Genomic DNA, 16,009 nt, shown 5'->3' with positions numbered 1-16,009 from the left:
CTCCTTTCTGAGACTTATCTTTACTCCTCTATATCCTGAGAGTCATGGTCTGTTTCCGCCAAAATCCGGTCTAAAGTAGCGACTTCTCGGTCTAAGCCCCAAGCCACAAAATACTGACGGGCTTGTAACCAAAAATCCCGGTCTCCCGCCATCAGGTCTAAAGCCTCTTGATAGGCTGCTTGAGCCTGCTCCCGTTGGCCTAGGTCTGCATAGAGTGGTGCATAGAGACAAGACAGATACTCGGGATCTGGAAAGTCTGGCGCCAGAGTATCTAAGACCTCTAAGGCTGCCTGGGCGCCCTCATGCTGACCTAACCAAGCAATCAGATAGGTGGCGATGGCATAGGTCAAATCTTCATCTTCCTGGAGCAGATAGGCATCCATTAACTTGTCCTTAATAGCCGGCGTCAGATAGTCAATCGCCTGACATAAGGCCAGATAATCCGCCATGCGTCCATCATCTGCCAGAGTCACTTCAAAAAGCCAGTCAAGGTTCTCCCTCAAGCTAGCTTGGTGTCCCAGGCCCAAAGCCAATTCTGCTACTAAGTAGTGGATGTCCACGGAATCTGAGTCCAGGGCAAGGGCTTGTTGAGCAGCCTCATAAGCAAGAGCCAGATGCCCCGCCTTTTGATAGGCCAAGGCTAAGAGGTAGTAATCTTCCGCACTAACCAGTGGCAGGTCTTCCCAACTTACTAGGGATTGAATCCATTCTAGCTGAATCATCTCGTCTTCTAAAGCTAAAGCCAGAAGCCGTTGTCGAATCAAGGCTCGATCCACCTTATCTGAAAAGTAGTCTAGCAAGACTTGATAGTAGTCCTTAGCCTTGCTATAGTCCCCCTCTTCAATCTTGGCCTGAGCTAAGAGTTGATAGGGCTCAAATCGAGTCGGATAGGTTTGAATTAAGTCCTGTAATACCTTCTGGCAGGCCTTTACTTGCCCCAGTTCAAAGAGAATCTGAGCCTCTAACCATTGGACAAGAAAGACGGCTTGGTCTGTCTTGGCCCGGCTCAACCATTCATAGGCACTGGGATAATCGGCTAGCTGGAAGCAGGCCTTGGCCAGATAGTAGGCAACCTTTTTCTTATGGGTTAGCTGATAAAGCTGGTCTAAGAGCCAGACTTGCCACTCTCGATAGCCCCGCTTAGCAAAGTAATCCGATAAATCTAGCAGACCCTGATAGGTTTGGGTATCATCTGGTGCCTCTAGGAGTGCTCCTTCTAAGACACTATTGACTTGGTCTAGGGATTGACATTCCTCACAGGCTTCAATCCAACGGCTTAATTCACTCATAAGACACCTCCACCATCATTATACCACGAAGCCTAACGGGAGTCACTCCCAGCTAGGCAAAGAGTGCTTAAGTAAGCAACCAACCAAGGTCGACTGATTACTAGACAAGCAAAGAGGCTGGGATAATCCCAGCCTCTAAAAAGGTCTTTATTTAACTAAGAAGAAAGTGTTGAATACAAAGACTGCTAAAATGGCAGCACAGATTGGCGCAAGCACTGGTACCCAAGCGTAAGACCAGTTAGAGTCCCCTTTGTTCTTAAGTGGTAAGAATTGGTGAACCAAACGTGGACCTAAGTCACGGGCTGGGTTGAGGGCTGGACCAGTTGGGCCGCCGACTGCGATAACCAAAGCCCATACCAAGAAACCAAGCGCTAAGTGAGCCAGGCCTGGGTTGTTAGCGAACATTTGCCCTTTGGTAATCCCTACTGCTGCGAAGAAGAGGATGAAAGAGCCAATAAATTCGCCGACAAAACCGTTCAATTGGCTGTTAGCAGCGTTAGCTGTTGAGAAAGTTCCCAAGATGTGAGCTTGGTTGGTAGTTTGATCATAGTAAGGCTTGTACATTGCCACTACTAAGAGTTGACCGAACATAGCCCCTAGGAATTGAGCCCCAATGTAAGGCACAACTTCTGCCCATGGGAAGTTACCGTTGATAGCCAAACCGAGAGTGAAAGCTGGGTTGATGTGGTTACCGCTGACGTGACCGAAGATCATAGCTGGCATCATCACCGCAAAACCATAACCGATGGCAATCAGGTTCCAACCGTGAGCCCCTTCACCGCTACCCGCTTTGGTGCCTTTTAAGTCAACGTTGGCAACAGCCCCGTTACCCAAGATGATTAACATGGCAGTGGCTAAAAATTCTGCAAATAAACGAACGCCTAATGACATATTACATAACTCCTTTTAATAATGAAAATCGCACCGTCTGGTGCTGATGGATTATTCCTTTGCTAAGTGTACCATATGTCAGGGGGGCTTTCAATTGCCATTTTGTATTTCAAAACGCTTTCTTATCAGGTTTTTTGCCCATCAAAAAACTGGAAACGATATATCCGTTTCCAGTTAGCATTTCTTAGGCTTCTTCTGCTTGGTTAGCTTGTTGTTCTAAGGCTTCCTTGAACTCGGTGATAACCGTCTCAGCATCTTCCGCTACTTCCTCTTGTTTTGAAGGGAAGGCAGCATGTACTAATTGGTCCTTGAGTTCTTGGGCAGATTTGGCTAAGTTAACACGGATTTCTTCCGTCTTGCTGTTAGCCGCATCATAGAAGTTAACCCCTTTTTCGACTGCTAAATCGCGGTACTCCCCTGCCCGTTCTAAGGCGAGGTCTCGATATTCAACAAAACGTTCACCTGCTAAGTCCTTGTATTCATGAGCACGCTCAGTCAAGTCCTCCCGCAATTCTTTCCCTGCCTTTGGGGCATACAAGAGGGCTACGGCAGCCCCTACAAGGCTCCCCCATACTAAACCTGCAAAAAATCCTGATTTTCTTGACATGCTACATACCTCATTTCTTTAGTGTAATTTCGCCCGCCGTGTGTGACGGTTTCTTCTGGATTAGGTAATCCAACTGTGATCCGGTCGCCTTAGGCTTAGGCTTGTCAGCTGTAGGCGTCGTCGGTTTGACATCCGCCGCTGCTGGTGTCTTAGCTGCTGCTTCTTGCTTACGGTTGCCAAAAGGGGTCACACGTTTTAAGAAGTGGCCTGCCTTGAAGGATTGGGTCACCTTACGAGTAGAAGCCTGTACGCCACTGACTGAAGTCCCCAAATCGCCTACGGCCTTGAAGAGCGGGTCAGTTTGAGCTAACTTACCATTCAGATCATCAACCAAGCTATTGGACTTATTAAGAAGTCCTTCCACTTCAATTGAGAGTTGGTCCACATCTTTGGTAATGATTTTGATGGAATCATTGACCTCGACCACCGTTTGCTTAACTTCTTTCATGATTTTGTTGAAACCAATTAAGGTCCAACACAGAAAGAGGACTAATAGCGCAAAGGCTAGCGCCGCAATCAAGGCCGCAATGCTTGTCCATTCCATTCTGCCTCAAATCCTTTCACGTTAAACTTTACTGTTCTTATCATACCACGATTCTAAGAGGAGAACAAGGTAAGCACTTAATCCAAGAGATGAATCCCAGCCTGTTGAAGCTGAGTCAAATAGCGGAAATAAAAGGCCCCTGTCAACCGCCCCTGAGCACCGTTGGTCACATAGAAGGAAATCTGATAATGAAATTTCCCTGTGGTCGTATCATTGACCACACCGGTAATGACCGGTTCAGCTGTTAAATCTTCTGCATAGTCCTGGCTCAGCCCCTCCGTTATGACTTGAACCTGATGGGCCAAGTCTTCCAGCTGGGTCTGATCCGTAATGGGTAAATCAATGACGATTTGACGGTTCTCCCGACTAAGGTTATTGACAATACTAATATCCCCATTTGGAATATAGTAGCGATTGCCACTGCTTCCCTGGATAATAGTCGTCCGAATTCCCACCGTCTGGACCTTGCCTCGAATGTCACCAATCTTGACTTCTTCGCCTACTTCGTATTGGCCCTCCAAAATAATGAAGAAGCCATTGACCACATCGGTAATGAAATCCTTGACCCCTAACCCAACCGCTACCCCGGCAATCCCGGCCCCGGCTACTAAGGTTGAAACTGGAAAGCCTAGGATAGCTAAAACAGCATAGACATAGAAGAAATAAAAGGCATAGTTAATGGCATTCTTAGCAATGGTCCAAATGGTCTGGAGTCTTTGAGGGGAAGTCTTAGGTGCTACTTGGAAGACCTTGTGGCGCAATCTAGATTCGAAAAAGCGATTGACCAAGCCTCTCCCCAGCCAAAAGATGACCGTTACTAGGAAGAATTGCCAGAGCCGGTTGAGAATTTCCGGCCAAGCTAAATGACTAATTTGATTTAAGACATCCACGGTCTCTGTCTGCCCCCTTTGCTAGACCACTGCCTCAGCAGTCTCGAAAAGTTTAATAAGGCGAGCCACCTCTCCAGGATTGGAAGTCAAATGCAGAAGGTGGGTTAGACGCTGCATAACGTTCTTACGCGTAATAATGCCTAAGAAACGGTTATCCCCATCCACCACACAGACAAAGTTCTGATCAATTAAGTAGTTGAGCACCTCTGCTAAATTGCAATTAGCTTGAACCCGAACCGGTTGACACAGCATCACATCACGAACCTTAAGCTCGTCCAGACGCTCCATTTCAATGGCGTCAACAGTCATGACGGCTTTGATAATCATGGACATGGAGATGACCCCCATCAACTTAGACTCGGCCGACAAAACCGGAATCATGGTGTAGTTGGACTGGGTTAGAATTAAGAGCCCCGTACTAAGGGTATGTTGATCAATCACATTGGCGACATTATCAGCTGGAATCATGAAATCCAGCATGTTGCTAGCCACTAAGGCTTCAATTTTGGGATGTATCATATCCAGCCTCCTCAAGTAAATTTCGATCAAAAACTTGGGTCAACTGATCCAAGCGATGTTTGTCATCATCGTAGAACTCAACTTTAATAGTTTGGGATTCAAAAGTTAGGATGGCATAGGTCCGATAAGGTAAGGAGCCCCGTGAGTAGTTAAGGCTACCCGGATTGCAGAGCAAGACGCCATCCTCAATCTTGGCATAGGCCACATGGGTATGGCCGTGGAAGGCAAACTGGCAATGATTGTCATGAGCTGCCTTGACCATCCGTTTGCTATTAAAATAGACATTGTGGAAATGACCATGAGTCAGGAAAATACGCCCTTGACGAGTATTGATAATCAATTCATCCGGATATTCTGGGTCATAGTCGTTATTACCGGTTACCACCGCATCTACTTTTTCCCAGACGGGATCATCAGGGGCAAACTCTGAGTCACCACAATGCAGAATAAGATCAACTTGTGGCCGGTAATACTCAACTAATTCATGGACTTTAGGCCAACGGCCATGATTGTCACTCATTAATAAGATTTTCATGCTGTCACCTCAAGCCATTCAGGTAGGCTAGCCAGGAGGGCCTTAATGGCATTGGCCCGATGGCTGATTTGGTTCTTACGACTTAGTGGGATTTGGGCAAAGGTAGCCCCTTCTTGCTCCACATAGAAAACTGGGTCATAGCCAAAGCCAGAATCTCCACTTGGCTCCAGAGCAATAGTCCCATAGGCCCGCCCTTCTACGACATGGCTGTCATGTTTAGGCGAGGCCAATACTAGGCAAGTGACAAAGTAGGCCTGACGTTGGTCCCCACTGGCTTGACTCATCTCCCGCAAGAGCTTGTCAATATTGGCCTTGTCAGACTTGGGTTGGCCGGCATAGCGAGCCGAATAGATGCCAGGCGCACCATTTAGATAAGGTACTACTAGACCCGAATCATCCGCCAAGACTGGTAAATTCAATAGTTTAGCAATGGTTTCTGCCTTAAGTCGGGCATTGGCTTCAAAGCTATCCCCCGTCTCTTCAACATCTGGTAAATCAGGATAGTCTAAAAGCGAGACAACTTCAATGCCCTTAGGCCCCAAAAGACGTTCAAATTCTGCTACTTTGCCTTTATTCTGCGTTGCGATGACTAACTTCAAGAATCTCATCTCCTTCAATTTGGCACTGAACGATACTTGGCTCTACTTGCTCCAACCATGCAGTCACAAACTGGGCGAATTGCTTTGCATCCCCTGTCGTATAGAAATGCTGGCTTGGTGGCTGAATCTGCGCGTCTTTGGCACTGCGACTCAAACCAAAATAGTCTAAGAGCATGCTAACCTCATTCAAGGTCTCTACCCCTGAATCAATCAAGGTCACGCCTTGCCCCATGACCGCCTGAATCAGCGGCTTGAGGTGGGGATAATGGGTGCAACCCATGACCAGAGTATCAATGCCTGACTGGTCAAAGGCACTTAAGCTTTCTCGAACCTGCTGCCAGGCCAGAGGGCTATTGAGTTGGTGATCTTCTACCAATGGGACAAAGCTTGGGCAGGCCACACTCGTAACTTGCAGGTAGTCTGCCTTATCCTTCATGACTCGTTCATAAAGGTTACTTGCAATGGTCCCCTGGGTCCCAATAACTCCGATATGGTTATTTTCTGTCCGCTCAATGGCAGCCCGGCTACCAGGATGAATGACCCCAACCACTGGAATATCCAAGGTCTGGCGAATCTCTTCCAAGGCTGCCGCTGTCCCGGTGTTGCAGGCAATGACTAGCATCTTAATGCCTTTTTTAAGCAGGAAACGGGTTAACTGCCAAATGTAGTCTTTAACCTCATCCATGGATCGTGGGCCGTAAGGACAACGAGCATTGTCCCCCAAATAAATAATGGATTCATTGGGCAGTTGCTTGAGGCTTTGCTTGACCACTGTCAGGCCCCCATAACCTGAATCGATAAAGCCAATTGGTAAATCTTTCATGACATTCATTCCTTAACTAGACTTTCTAATACGCTTACTTCTATTCTATCACAAATACCCATCAAACTAAATGGATGACCTCTGGCGATAAGGAAATCTTTAAAAATATGTGTCCAAGTCTACACACGATAAAAGAGGCCGGGATGGTTCCCAGCCTCTTAGGCTTACATATTTTTCACTTTCATCATCCGAATCAGGTTGGCCCGTTCGGCTTCTTCAAGCTTCATTTCGATATAGTAAATAGTCTCTTCTAACTGCGGAATAATCTGATACTCTAAACCATTAACGCGGCGACGTGTTTTTTCAATCTCATCTGCCATGAGTTGGCAAGTCTTCTCGATTTCCGCTAACTTCAAGAGGTCGTCTAGGGAGGCCGTAATCGAGCCAATGGCCTGGTCCATTTCGCTGTTGGACCCGACATAGGAGTAAGGTACTTCGCTAGCATTAGCCGCTTCCTTGACATCTGCGAAGAGCTTAGGCACCGCCACACTCATGATGGAGTCCTGACGAATTTGCAGGGCCACTTCCTTGGATGGTACAGCAAAGAGTTCCTGCACCATAGCATCACTCTCGACGGACTTAGCCAATACGAAGTCTTGCATGCCTTCAACTAAGTTCTCTTCCACCTTCTGGCGAAGTTGGTTGTTCTGCCGGATTAATTCAATGAACTGTCTCATCAATTCATCCCGCTTATCCTTGAGGAGCTTGTGGCCACGACTGGCGATTTTCAGACGATCCTTGAGGTTATTAAGTTCCATCCGGGTCGGTTTGACATCTAAGCGCGCCATCTTCCATCCCCCTATTCTGCTGGTTTAAGGAAGGTATCCAACATATCATCCTTAATCCGTTTGAGTTCTGTCCGTGGCAAGATGGAGAGCAATTCCCAACCGAGGTCTAAGGTCTCTTGGATTGAGCGGTTAGTATAGAAACCTTGGTTGATATACTCTTCTTCAAAACGGTTGGTAAACTCAATGTATTTACGGTCCACTTCCGACAGGGCAGACTCGCCTAAAACGACGGCTAATTCCTTAGCCTGCTTACCAGTCGCATAAGCTGCAAAGAGCTGGTTCATGGTCGGCGCATGGTCGTAACGGGTCTTACCTTCACCTGACCCCTTATCTTTAAGACGGGATAAGGATGGGAGCACGTTAATTGGTGGCCGGTAACCACTATTATAGAGGTCCCGTGACAGGATAATTTGACCTTCGGTGATATAACCGGTCAAGTCAGGAATTGGATGGGTAATGTCATCTTCTGGCATGGTCAGAATAGGAATTTGGGTGACAGAACCCTTCTTGCCAATAATCCGCCCAGCACGTTCGTAGAGGGTAGATAGGTTGGTATAGAGGTAACCTGGATAACCACGACGACCTGGCACTTCCCGACGTGCTGCCGAAACTTCACGCAAGGCTTCACAGTAGTTGGTCATGTCGGTCATAATAACCAGAACGTGCATATCCTTCTCATAAGCCAAGTATTCTGCTGTCGTCAGGGCAATCCGAGGAGTGGCAATCCGCTCGATAGCTGGGTCATTGGCTAAGTTGATGAAGAGGACGGAACGGTCCATAGCACCTGTTTCACGCAGGTCATTCATAAAGAATTCCGCTTCTTCAAAGGTAATCCCCATAGCAGCAAAGACTACGGCGAAGTTTTCATCTGAGTTAAGTACGGTTGCTTGACGGGCAATCTGTGCAGCTAACTCCTTATGAGGCAGACCTGAACCTGAGAAGACAGGTAATTTCTGCCCCCGAACCAAGGTGTTGAGGTGGTCAATAGCCGAAATACCCGTCTGAATAAATTCATCCGGATAGTCCCGTGCAACCGGGTTAATGGCTTGACCATCAATATCGAGGTACTGTTCAGGAATGAGGTCTGGGCCACCGTCGATGGCTTCCCCCATGCCGTTGAAGACACGGCCGACCATGTCTTCCGAAACCCCTAAATGCAGGGGCTTACCAGTAAAGCGAACCTTGGCGCTAGCTAGGTTAATACCAGCCGAACCTTCAAAGAGTTGGACCAAGGCTTTGTCTTCTTGGACTTCCAAGACTTGCCCTTGGCGGAACTCACCATTATGTAGGCGGATTTCCACCAATTCGTTAAAGCGAACTCCTTGGACGTCTTCAACCAACATTAAGGGGCCTACTACTTCACTGACCGTGCGGTATTCTTTAATGACTGCCATCGAGTTCACCTCCTTGGGCTAAGATTTGATGGATGCTTGAGTCAATTTCTTGGGCTAGAGCCTTAATACGATCTAGCTCCGTTTCAGGAATAAACTTGCTCCGGGCAATACGGTCCCGTAAATCAACGGTACCGGACATGATTTCATGGAAATAAGCACCTAAAACCAAGGCTTCTTGCGCCGCTTCGTGGAAGCGCAGAATATTGGTCAACATAGCATATTGCTTAGCAAAAGATGTATAGGTATCGACTTCATCAAAAGCGTTCTGTTGCAAGAAATCTTCCCGAATCATCCGCGCCGTATTGAGGGTCATGCGGTCTTTTGGCGATAGAGAATCTACCCCAACTAAACGCACGATTTCTTCCAATTCACTCTCTTCTTGGAGCAGGTTCATAGCCTTGGTGACCTTAGCAGCCCAATCGACTTGCTGTGTTTGGTCAATATATTGCCCCACTTCATCACTATAGAGCGAGTAAGAGTTCAACCAGTTAATAGAAGGGAAGTGACGACGTTGCGCCAAACCAGCATCTAAGCCCCAGAAGACTTTAACAATACGTAAGGTGTTTTGGGTAACTGGCTCGGAAATATCCCCACCTGGAGGCGAAACGGCCCCGATAGCGGTGATGGTCCCTTCTAGGCCAGAACCTAAGACCTCTACACGACCTGCCCGTTCATAGTATTCTGCGATTCGGCTCCCTAGATAAGCTGGGTAACCTTCATCCCCTGGCATTTCCTCCAGACGACCGGACATTTCCCGCAAGGCTTCGGCCCAACGAGAAGTAGAATCCGCCATAATGGCAACGGAATACCCCATGTCACGGAAGTATTCGGCAATGGTAATCCCTGTATAAATAGAGGCCTCACGCGCCGCCACCGGCATGTTGGAAGTATTGGCAATCAGAATGGTCCGTTCCATGATGGACTTACCACTCGCTGGGTCAATCAATTCTGGGAATTCGTTCAAGACGTCCGTCATCTCATTCCCGCGTTCACCGCAACCAACATAAACGACGATGTCCACGTTAGCAAACTTAGCGATTTGGTGTTGCACCACTGTTTTACCGGCCCCGAATGGTCCTGGAACAGCCGCCGCTCCCCCTTTGGTTACAGGGAAGAAGGTATCGATTACCCGCTGACCCGTAATCATCGGTTCGACCGGAATCAACTTACGGGCAAAAGGACGTCCCTTACGAACTGGCCATTTTTGCATCAAGGTACCTTGGAAGACTTGGCCGTCTTTACCCTCAATTTGGTAGACGGTGTCCGTCACCCGATAGTCACCTTCTTCAATGGCCGTCAAGCGCCCTGAAATGCCATTCGGCACCATGATACGGTGCTGGATTAAATCTGTTTCTTGAACATAACCTAGAATTTGACCGGCTTTAATAGCTTCCCCAACTTGAACTTGAGGGATAAAATGCCAGCTGCGTTCACGGTCTAAGACAGGAAGAGCTACCCCACGAATAAGATAGTCACTTTCTGTTTGGCTACGGAAACGCTCTAGGGGCCGTTGAATCCCGTCAAACATCTGAGACATCATACCAGGACCTAGCTCAACAGACAGGGGCAAACCAGTTGAAGCTACTGGCTCACCTGGGCCTAAGCCCGACGTTTCTTCATAGACTTGGATGGAGGCTTGGTCGCCCCGCATCTCGATAATTTCACCAATTAAGCCCAGATGCCCAACGCGGCAAATGTCTTGAATATTGGCTTCTTCCATTCCATCAGCGACCACTAAAGGGCCTGATACTTTAATAATTTTTCCTTCTTTCAAGCAAACCCCTCCTTTACAAGATATTTTGGCCGACTGCTTTTTCAACATTGTCTTGAATCTGTTGCTTGCCGATCCCTAGGCTCCCCTTATGGGTTGGAATCAGAATAACAGCCGGTGTCACGAGTCCTTGGTAATATGCCAGAACTTCTGGAATTTCTTGAGCATAATCTTCTGTCAGGTAAATAATGCCGTAGTTATCCTTAGCTAGCTGCGCCAATAGGCGACCCAGTCCCTCTACTTGGCGAACAGGATAAATGTCAAACCCAATCATTTGAAAAGGCAGAATGGCATCATGGTTGCCGACTACGGCAATTTTGTAAGATTTAGTTGTCATGATAACCCAGTCGCATCCTTTCTTCGATGGCTTCTTTGACAATGCCATTGGCTCGACCAAGGAGAATCAGACGCAGATTGACTGCTTCCATCTCACGCCCATTCAAATAACGCAAAATCTGTCCGCCAGACAAGGCATCTAGGGAGGCACTATTGACTAAGTGCGTCAAGTAGAGATCTTGAAGTTGTTCCATCTGACTGGCTTGAATCTTGCCTGATTGCATAGCTTGGACATAGGAATCAAAAACCTTGGTATAGGGCAAGGCATTAAAGGCATTAAACCAACTTGCTAGCTGGCCGTCTTTAGCCAAATGCAAGATTTCCTTAGGTCGCTTGGTCCCCTTACGAGACATCAATTGATAGGCAAAACTGTTTGGCTTGTCTTGAGCCAAGGCTCGTAAGGCCGTAATGGCATTAAAAAAGTCAATCTTGGCATCCACTAATTCTTGTAAGAGCGGCAAGTCGCTTTGATCAGCAATGACCCGCAAATGACGGAAATAGGCTGAATCCATCCCCATATCAATGGCGACCGTGTTCTCATAGTCCTTATACTCTGACCAAGTCTGAGCCACTTCTTCCACAATCAAGGGATCACATAGGTCAGACTCTAGGGTCAGGCTCAAGTGTTTGAGCGCCTCCAAGGGATAGGGGCCAATAGGAATCAAAAGATGTGACAAGTCACGACCAATGGCCCGCATTTTCAGGAAGAGCTTAAGGTTATGGTAGACATACTTGAGCCCAAAAACATTGACCAGATTTGGGTCTGGACATTGTTGGTAAGCAAAATCATAGTCCGCCGCCAGCGCCTTCATAATAGTTTGGTCTAAGACATCGTGTTGCCCAATCTCGGCCAAAGGAACACTGTAAGGTGTGCCTTCTAGATAAAGAGCTAGCTGTTCATCATCGACAGCATTCAACAGTTGGACTAGGTTAGCCCGACTGAGGAAGCTTTGTTCCTTGACACTAATGGCTGTATTCAGTTGAGAATAGTCATGAACCGTCATGTCCTAGCCTCCTTTTTAGTCAGCAAAAATTTGATTGGCAATTTGATAGCCTTCCTCTTCATAGATAGCGGTTAACAATTCGCGGAAGAGATAGTTGTATTCAATCCGACCTAGGGTGATGACAAAGCCCGTTTCATGGCGTAAAGGCACCCGCAGAGCCATATCTGGATAACGTGCTTGTAGTTGATCCAATTGGTCTTGGCTGAACTTAGCTTGTGTGTCTTCACCTAGCGCTAATTCGAAGGCTTGGCCAGTAAATTGGTTGAGGATAGGTTCCATGAACTGCCAGATTTGCTGGCTGTCCCAGGCTTCCATCCGAGCCAAAGCTTCAGTGAAAAGTTCTGTTAAGACTTTTTGTTTGGCAGTCAATTTAGCTTGACGTTTCTGATAATCTACTTGTTGTAATTTTTGTTGGTAGCGACTACGCACCTGATTCAAGGCCTGTTGGCGATGGCGATCACGTTCCGCCATTGCTTGTGCTTCAGCCTTTTCTAGCAAGTCATGGTGTTCATGACGCGCCCGTCTGAGCAAGGCCTCTCCTTCTTCTGTCACCTGCGCCAAGATAGCTTGACGCAAGGATTCCATTTCACTCATATTAGGACCTCCTCCCCAGCGTCTATTGAACGTTGGTTAAGAGCATGAAGGATACAACGAAGGCCAAAATCGCGTAGGTTTCTACCATGGCCGCTAAGATGACCCCTTTCATGACATGTTCAGGACGTTTTGCTAAGATTTGAAGACCTGCAGTCGCCACATTCCCTTGGTACTTAGCAGAGAAGTAACCCACTACCCCTACTGGCAAGGCTACGAAAACATAGGCCAAACCAGTTGCTAGACTAACCCCAGCAGACATACGCAAGAGGATGAAGAAGCCGATAACGAAGCCGTAAAGGCCTTGGGTACCAGGCAAGAGTTGTAAGATTAAGGCTTGGGCGAATTTATCTGGTTCTTCTTTCAATAAAGCGGCTGCGGCTTGACCGGCAGTCCCGACCCCACGTGAAGAGCCCATCCCACTAAAGATAACAGCGATAGCGATGGCTAAGCCAGCAAAGAAGGCGCCCCCGTATTCTGTAAAGTATGCAGCTAAATGTTCCATGTAATTATTCCTCCGATTTTACTTTTGTTTGAACGTTTTGATTGACTGGTGCCAGGGGCTGGAATGGTTGGCCGCCGCCTTCGTAGAACTTACCGAAGAATTCGACGAACATCAAACGAGCGCCGTGGACATATCCTGATAGCATGGACAGGAAGATGTTAAGGCCGTGCAAGAGCACAAAGAGCAAGAGCCCAATACTAAAGCGCGCCCACACAGGTAAAAAGGCCACAATGGTGTTAAAGGCCGCCCCGATACTCCCGCCTGACAAGCCCAAGGCCATAAGACGTGTATAAGAGACAAAGTCCCCAATGTAACCAGAAATCCCATAGAGATTGTAGAGACCTGAACCCAGTCCCCCTAGGCTCTTAGCCTTGATGATGGAGCTGAGGACAATCCCAATAGCATTGACAATCGCTAGGATTTGACCAACTGTGCCTAACCAAGCTGCGCCTGGAATCATTGGCCCCAGAATCATAGCGACTAAGCCTAGCAAAATGAAAATCCAAGCCAAACCATTAGCATAAGCTTCATGGAAGTCACGTCGTTTGGCTTTCTGATAGGTATTGAGGAAGAGCCCAGTCATGATTTGCAGGAACCCTAACCCAACAGAAATCAGCAAGATGGTCGTGACATCTGTATTGGTATCAATCAATTTAAATGGTAGGTTAAACCCAAAGGCTGACCCATAAATAGCCCCCCAGATAGCAGTGGATAGCCCTAGAGAGAAGTAGAACTTACAGGTTGTTCTTAGGCTTTCTCGTCCCTTAATCAACCAGAGGCCGATGGCGGTTGCTAACATAACCAGCAAACCATAGCCCAAGTCGGCGACCATCATCCCGAAGAAGGTCCAATAGAATGGAGCCAAGAAAGGCGTTGGGTCGACTTCATTATACTTAGGCAAGGCATACATCCGGGTCACCGATTCAAAAGGTGCCACTAGAGGATGGTTGCGTAATTTAATTGGTACTTGGTCTAGCTCTTCATCCTTGGCATCAGCAACTTTCATAACGACTAAGCCTTTGAATGCTTGCTTGAGAGTCTCTTGTAAATGCGCCGTCGCGCGTGTTTCCGTCCAACCTTCAACCGCAGCTAAATGTTCAGTCAACCCAGCATTTTGGCTCGCTGCCTCACGCAAACTATGGTTGGCTAAGTAATCTAATTGAACTTTGAGTTGGTCTACCGTCTCTTGAGACTGGGTCAACTCTTGGCGAATGGCTTGAATGGTTTCTTGCACTGTCTTGAGCCGTTCAGAGGTCAATGGCAGTTGCTCCTGAGGCAGGCGCTCAAAAGGATACTCTAATGCCTGGAAGGAAGCAGGTGCCAAACTATCCAAGAAGTCTGCTTGACTGGATAATTTCTGACTGAAGACCACAACCCCCACTTCTTGAGGATTGCTGAAGACTCGTTTTACCACTAAGTCTGGCAAAGCTGCTAAAGCCTTGTAATAACGATCAATACTGTCTGCCGGAACGGTCCCAATTGCCACATTGACCACTTGATGGTCTTGGCCTCCTTGAGGTAAGACATCTAGCTTTTGCCATTGGGTCAAGAGGGCCAAGTCCGCTTGCAAGGTCTGAGCTTCTTTTTCTAAATCCTTGAGTCGCTTATTGAGCTGACTTGCTCGGTTAACAGCTAATTGTTCATTGAACTGACGTCCTTGGGCTTCCAATTCTTGGAAGGTCAATTCTGGCAGTCCCTCGGTTAACGAGGCTACGAGACCCTTCTTAGGCAAATGCTGTTGATAGAGGGTCAGCGCCTTTTGCACCTTTTCCTGACGTTTCTGAAGTTGGGGAAGTAGATTGACGGCTTCAGCCTCGTCTTCCCGCGTAGACGTCCCTCGCTCATTGGCTTCAAGGTCTTGCCAATCGTCCAATACCTTGAGGTTATTGAGATGGACCTGGCCATCTTCTTGAAGGACAGTCAGTAATTCCGGCAGAAGGGCCTTGCTTGTTACCAAGGTAATCTTCTGCATTGGACTAACGGCCATAATTGTCTACCACCTTTGTCAAAATGTGTTGGAGCCAGTGTTCACGCTGGCCAGCCAAGACTTGCTCAACCAAGGCTTGCGTTGCCTCTTGGGTTGAAGCTAATTCTTCTTGGGCGGCTTGATAGCGTGCCTCTAACTGGGCTTCTTCTTCTGCCACTAGCCCTTGGGTCACTTGGTCGAACTGGGCGATTACCTCTGCCAGCTCTTCCTCGCGCACTTGGCCTAAGGCAGCTACTTGTTCTTGATAGTCACGTCTTAAGGCTTCAGCTTCATGCTCGATAGCCTGCATTTCTTTCATGGTTGTATTCACACTTAATTGCACCTCCTATAACTCGGATACGCCTACTATTATACCAAAACAATCCCGTTTTTTATAGCAAAATCATTCCTTATTCCATACCTTGAAAAAAATGCTTGACATCATGAACACATGTTCGTATACTAGAGGTATAGAACAGGTGTTCGCAAGAACATTATTTCGCATAGAAAGGATGACCCCCATGGAACTCTCATTAAATACTAAAGCAATGCCCGCCCTCTTCAGCAATGTCTCCAAGGCAACTCGCCAATTGTTACAACCCTTCTTCCAAGCGCCGACTTCAGATGCTAATGTCCAAACTTTTATTATGCCCATGGACCATGTTCTGGAGCGTCTACACCAACATTATGTCAGTCAAGAAGCCTTGACGCTCACCTACGAATATTATGATAAGACCGGCAAAATTCAACTGGGCCAACGCCGTGTTTATGTCACTGGCCTCTTAAGCAATGGCCACTTCCGTTTTATGGCCTGCGACTCCGGCCTGGATTTCCTCTTGGATAGCCAGCAAATTCTCCGTGTAAAATAACCTTTGACCCACCTCAAGCCACTGCCATGGTTTTGGGGCTGATGAAGCAGCTACACTCTCTTAGACGTCTCACCCCTGAGTCGTCTTT

General features: G+C 47.5%; 19 protein-coding genes. 1 reads left to right on the top strand and 18 read right to left on the bottom strand.

Features of this window, described 5'->3' with window-relative positions:
• Positions 1-20 precede the first annotated feature (20 nt).
• From Q0339_RS07710 to Q0339_RS07625, 18 genes are all read right to left on the bottom strand, one after another.
• Positions 21-1,289 (bottom strand): tetratricopeptide repeat protein, encoded by a 1,269-nt coding sequence (locus tag Q0339_RS07710; RefSeq protein ID WP_298078247.1) that lies wholly within the window; start codon positions 1,287-1,289, stop codon positions 21-23.
• A gap of 147 nt (positions 1,290-1,436) precedes the next feature.
• The gene (locus tag Q0339_RS07705; RefSeq protein WP_298078245.1) at positions 1,437-2,180 is read right to left on the bottom strand and encodes an MIP/aquaporin family protein; all 744 of its coding nucleotides are present in this window, start codon (positions 2,178-2,180) and stop codon (positions 1,437-1,439) included.
• A gap of 184 nt (positions 2,181-2,364) precedes the next feature.
• On the bottom strand, positions 2,365-2,787 hold the full coding sequence (locus tag Q0339_RS07700) for a YtxH domain-containing protein (RefSeq protein WP_298078244.1): 423 nt from the start codon (positions 2,785-2,787) through the stop codon (positions 2,365-2,367).
• A 10-nt stretch (positions 2,788-2,797) separates the two neighbouring features.
• On the bottom strand, positions 2,798-3,331 hold the full coding sequence (locus tag Q0339_RS07695) for a DUF948 domain-containing protein (protein WP_298078242.1): 534 nt from the start codon (positions 3,329-3,331) through the stop codon (positions 2,798-2,800).
• A 77-nt stretch (positions 3,332-3,408) separates the two neighbouring features.
• Positions 3,409-4,221 carry a mechanosensitive ion channel domain-containing protein gene (locus Q0339_RS07690; protein ID WP_298078240.1) on the bottom strand — a complete coding sequence of 271 codons (813 nt, stop codon included), beginning with the start codon at positions 4,219-4,221 and terminating at the stop codon, positions 3,409-3,411.
• Between the two features lie 21 nt (positions 4,222-4,242).
• Entirely contained in the window at positions 4,243-4,740 is a 498-nt protein-coding gene (gene cbpB / locus Q0339_RS07685; RefSeq protein WP_298078239.1) for a cyclic-di-AMP-binding protein CbpB, read from the bottom strand.
• Positions 4,721-5,275 (bottom strand): metallophosphoesterase, encoded by a 555-nt coding sequence (locus Q0339_RS07680; protein ID WP_298078237.1) that lies wholly within the window; start codon positions 5,273-5,275, stop codon positions 4,721-4,723. Before Q0339_RS07680 ends, cbpB begins: the two co-directional genes overlap by 20 nt.
• Positions 5,272-5,874: an XTP/dITP diphosphatase gene (locus tag Q0339_RS07675; RefSeq protein ID WP_298078236.1), complete on the bottom strand. Its 603-nt coding sequence runs from the start codon at positions 5,872-5,874 to the stop codon at positions 5,272-5,274. The genes Q0339_RS07680 and Q0339_RS07675 overlap by 4 nt, the downstream gene beginning before the upstream one ends.
• Positions 5,846-6,697 (bottom strand): glutamate racemase, encoded by an 852-nt coding sequence (racE, locus tag Q0339_RS07670; RefSeq protein WP_298078235.1) that lies wholly within the window; start codon positions 6,695-6,697, stop codon positions 5,846-5,848. Before racE ends, Q0339_RS07675 begins: the two co-directional genes overlap by 29 nt.
• Before the next feature lie 164 nt (positions 6,698-6,861).
• Positions 6,862-7,485 (bottom strand): V-type ATP synthase subunit D, encoded by a 624-nt coding sequence (locus Q0339_RS07665; RefSeq protein WP_298078234.1) that lies wholly within the window; start codon positions 7,483-7,485, stop codon positions 6,862-6,864.
• An 11-nt stretch (positions 7,486-7,496) separates the two neighbouring features.
• Positions 7,497-8,879, bottom strand: coding sequence for a V-type ATP synthase subunit B (locus tag Q0339_RS07660; RefSeq protein ID WP_298078233.1), 1,383 nt, complete (start codon positions 8,877-8,879; stop codon positions 7,497-7,499).
• Entirely contained in the window at positions 8,866-10,653 is a 1,788-nt protein-coding gene (locus Q0339_RS07655) for a V-type ATP synthase subunit A (protein WP_298078231.1), read from the bottom strand. The genes Q0339_RS07660 and Q0339_RS07655 overlap by 14 nt, the downstream gene beginning before the upstream one ends.
• 13 nt (positions 10,654-10,666) lie before the next feature.
• Positions 10,667-10,987 (bottom strand): V-type ATP synthase subunit F, encoded by a 321-nt coding sequence (locus tag Q0339_RS07650; protein WP_268443285.1) that lies wholly within the window; start codon positions 10,985-10,987, stop codon positions 10,667-10,669.
• Entirely contained in the window at positions 10,977-11,990 is a 1,014-nt protein-coding gene (locus Q0339_RS07645) for a V-type ATPase subunit (protein WP_298078230.1), read from the bottom strand. Before Q0339_RS07645 ends, Q0339_RS07650 begins: the two co-directional genes overlap by 11 nt.
• A 15-nt stretch (positions 11,991-12,005) precedes the next feature.
• Entirely contained in the window at positions 12,006-12,584 is a 579-nt protein-coding gene (locus tag Q0339_RS07640; RefSeq protein WP_298078228.1) for a V-type ATP synthase subunit E family protein, read from the bottom strand.
• A 22-nt stretch (positions 12,585-12,606) separates the two neighbouring features.
• Positions 12,607-13,086 carry a V-type ATP synthase subunit K gene (locus Q0339_RS07635; protein WP_070755362.1) on the bottom strand — a complete coding sequence of 160 codons (480 nt, stop codon included), beginning with the start codon at positions 13,084-13,086 and terminating at the stop codon, positions 12,607-12,609.
• Between the two features lie 4 nt (positions 13,087-13,090).
• Positions 13,091-15,073, bottom strand: coding sequence for a V-type ATP synthase subunit I (locus Q0339_RS07630; RefSeq protein WP_298078226.1), 1,983 nt, complete (start codon positions 15,071-15,073; stop codon positions 13,091-13,093).
• Positions 15,063-15,383: a hypothetical protein gene (locus Q0339_RS07625; RefSeq protein WP_298078224.1), complete on the bottom strand. Its 321-nt coding sequence runs from the start codon at positions 15,381-15,383 to the stop codon at positions 15,063-15,065. Before Q0339_RS07625 ends, Q0339_RS07630 begins: the two co-directional genes overlap by 11 nt.
• 190 nt (positions 15,384-15,573) lie before the next feature.
• Between Q0339_RS07625 and Q0339_RS07620 the strand changes: the two genes are divergently transcribed.
• Positions 15,574-15,921, top strand: coding sequence for a hypothetical protein (locus Q0339_RS07620; protein WP_298078223.1), 348 nt, complete (start codon positions 15,574-15,576; stop codon positions 15,919-15,921).
• Positions 15,922-16,009: the final 88 nt, after the last annotated feature.

It is taken from the genome of uncultured Abiotrophia sp., from assembly GCF_938010525.1.
GTDB lineage: Bacteria > Bacillota > Bacilli > Lactobacillales > Aerococcaceae > Abiotrophia.
This window is presented reverse-complemented; position numbering and strand designations above follow the sequence as displayed.

Bases quoted from the DNA above. Each gene is read 5' to 3' on its own strand.
- Q0339_RS07700 (WP_298078244.1), bottom strand. From the start codon at position 2,787: ATGTCAAGAAAATCAGGATTTTTTGCAGGTTTAGTATGGGGGAGCCTT.
- cbpB (WP_298078239.1), bottom strand. From the start codon at position 4,740: ATGATACATCCCAAAATTGAAGCCTTAGTGGCTAGCAACATGCTGGAT.
- Q0339_RS07635 (WP_070755362.1), bottom strand. From the start codon at position 13,086: ATGGAACATTTAGCTGCATACTTTACAGAATACGGGGGCGCCTTCTTT.
- Q0339_RS07660 (WP_298078233.1), bottom strand. From the start codon at position 8,879: ATGGCAGTCATTAAAGAATACCGCACGGTCAGTGAAGTAGTAGGCCCC.
- Q0339_RS07650 (WP_268443285.1), bottom strand. From the start codon at position 10,987: ATGACAACTAAATCTTACAAAATTGCCGTAGTCGGCAACCATGATGCC.
- Q0339_RS07620 (WP_298078223.1), top strand. From the start codon at position 15,574: ATGGAACTCTCATTAAATACTAAAGCAATGCCCGCCCTCTTCAGCAAT.
- Q0339_RS07705 (WP_298078245.1), bottom strand. From the start codon at position 2,180: ATGTCATTAGGCGTTCGTTTATTTGCAGAATTTTTAGCCACTGCCATG.
- Q0339_RS07665 (WP_298078234.1), bottom strand. From the start codon at position 7,485: ATGGCGCGCTTAGATGTCAAACCGACCCGGATGGAACTTAATAACCTC.
- Q0339_RS07710 (WP_298078247.1), bottom strand. From the start codon at position 1,289: ATGAGTGAATTAAGCCGTTGGATTGAAGCCTGTGAGGAATGTCAATCC.
- Q0339_RS07630 (WP_298078226.1), bottom strand. From the start codon at position 15,073: ATGGCCGTTAGTCCAATGCAGAAGATTACCTTGGTAACAAGCAAGGCC.
- Q0339_RS07645 (WP_298078230.1), bottom strand. From the start codon at position 11,990: ATGACGGTTCATGACTATTCTCAACTGAATACAGCCATTAGTGTCAAG.
- Q0339_RS07680 (WP_298078237.1), bottom strand. From the start codon at position 5,275: ATGAAAATCTTATTAATGAGTGACAATCATGGCCGTTGGCCTAAAGTC.
- Q0339_RS07695 (WP_298078242.1), bottom strand. From the start codon at position 3,331: ATGGAATGGACAAGCATTGCGGCCTTGATTGCGGCGCTAGCCTTTGCG.
- racE (WP_298078235.1), bottom strand. From the start codon at position 6,697: ATGAAAGATTTACCAATTGGCTTTATCGATTCAGGTTATGGGGGCCTG.
- Q0339_RS07640 (WP_298078228.1), bottom strand. From the start codon at position 12,584: ATGAGTGAAATGGAATCCTTGCGTCAAGCTATCTTGGCGCAGGTGACA.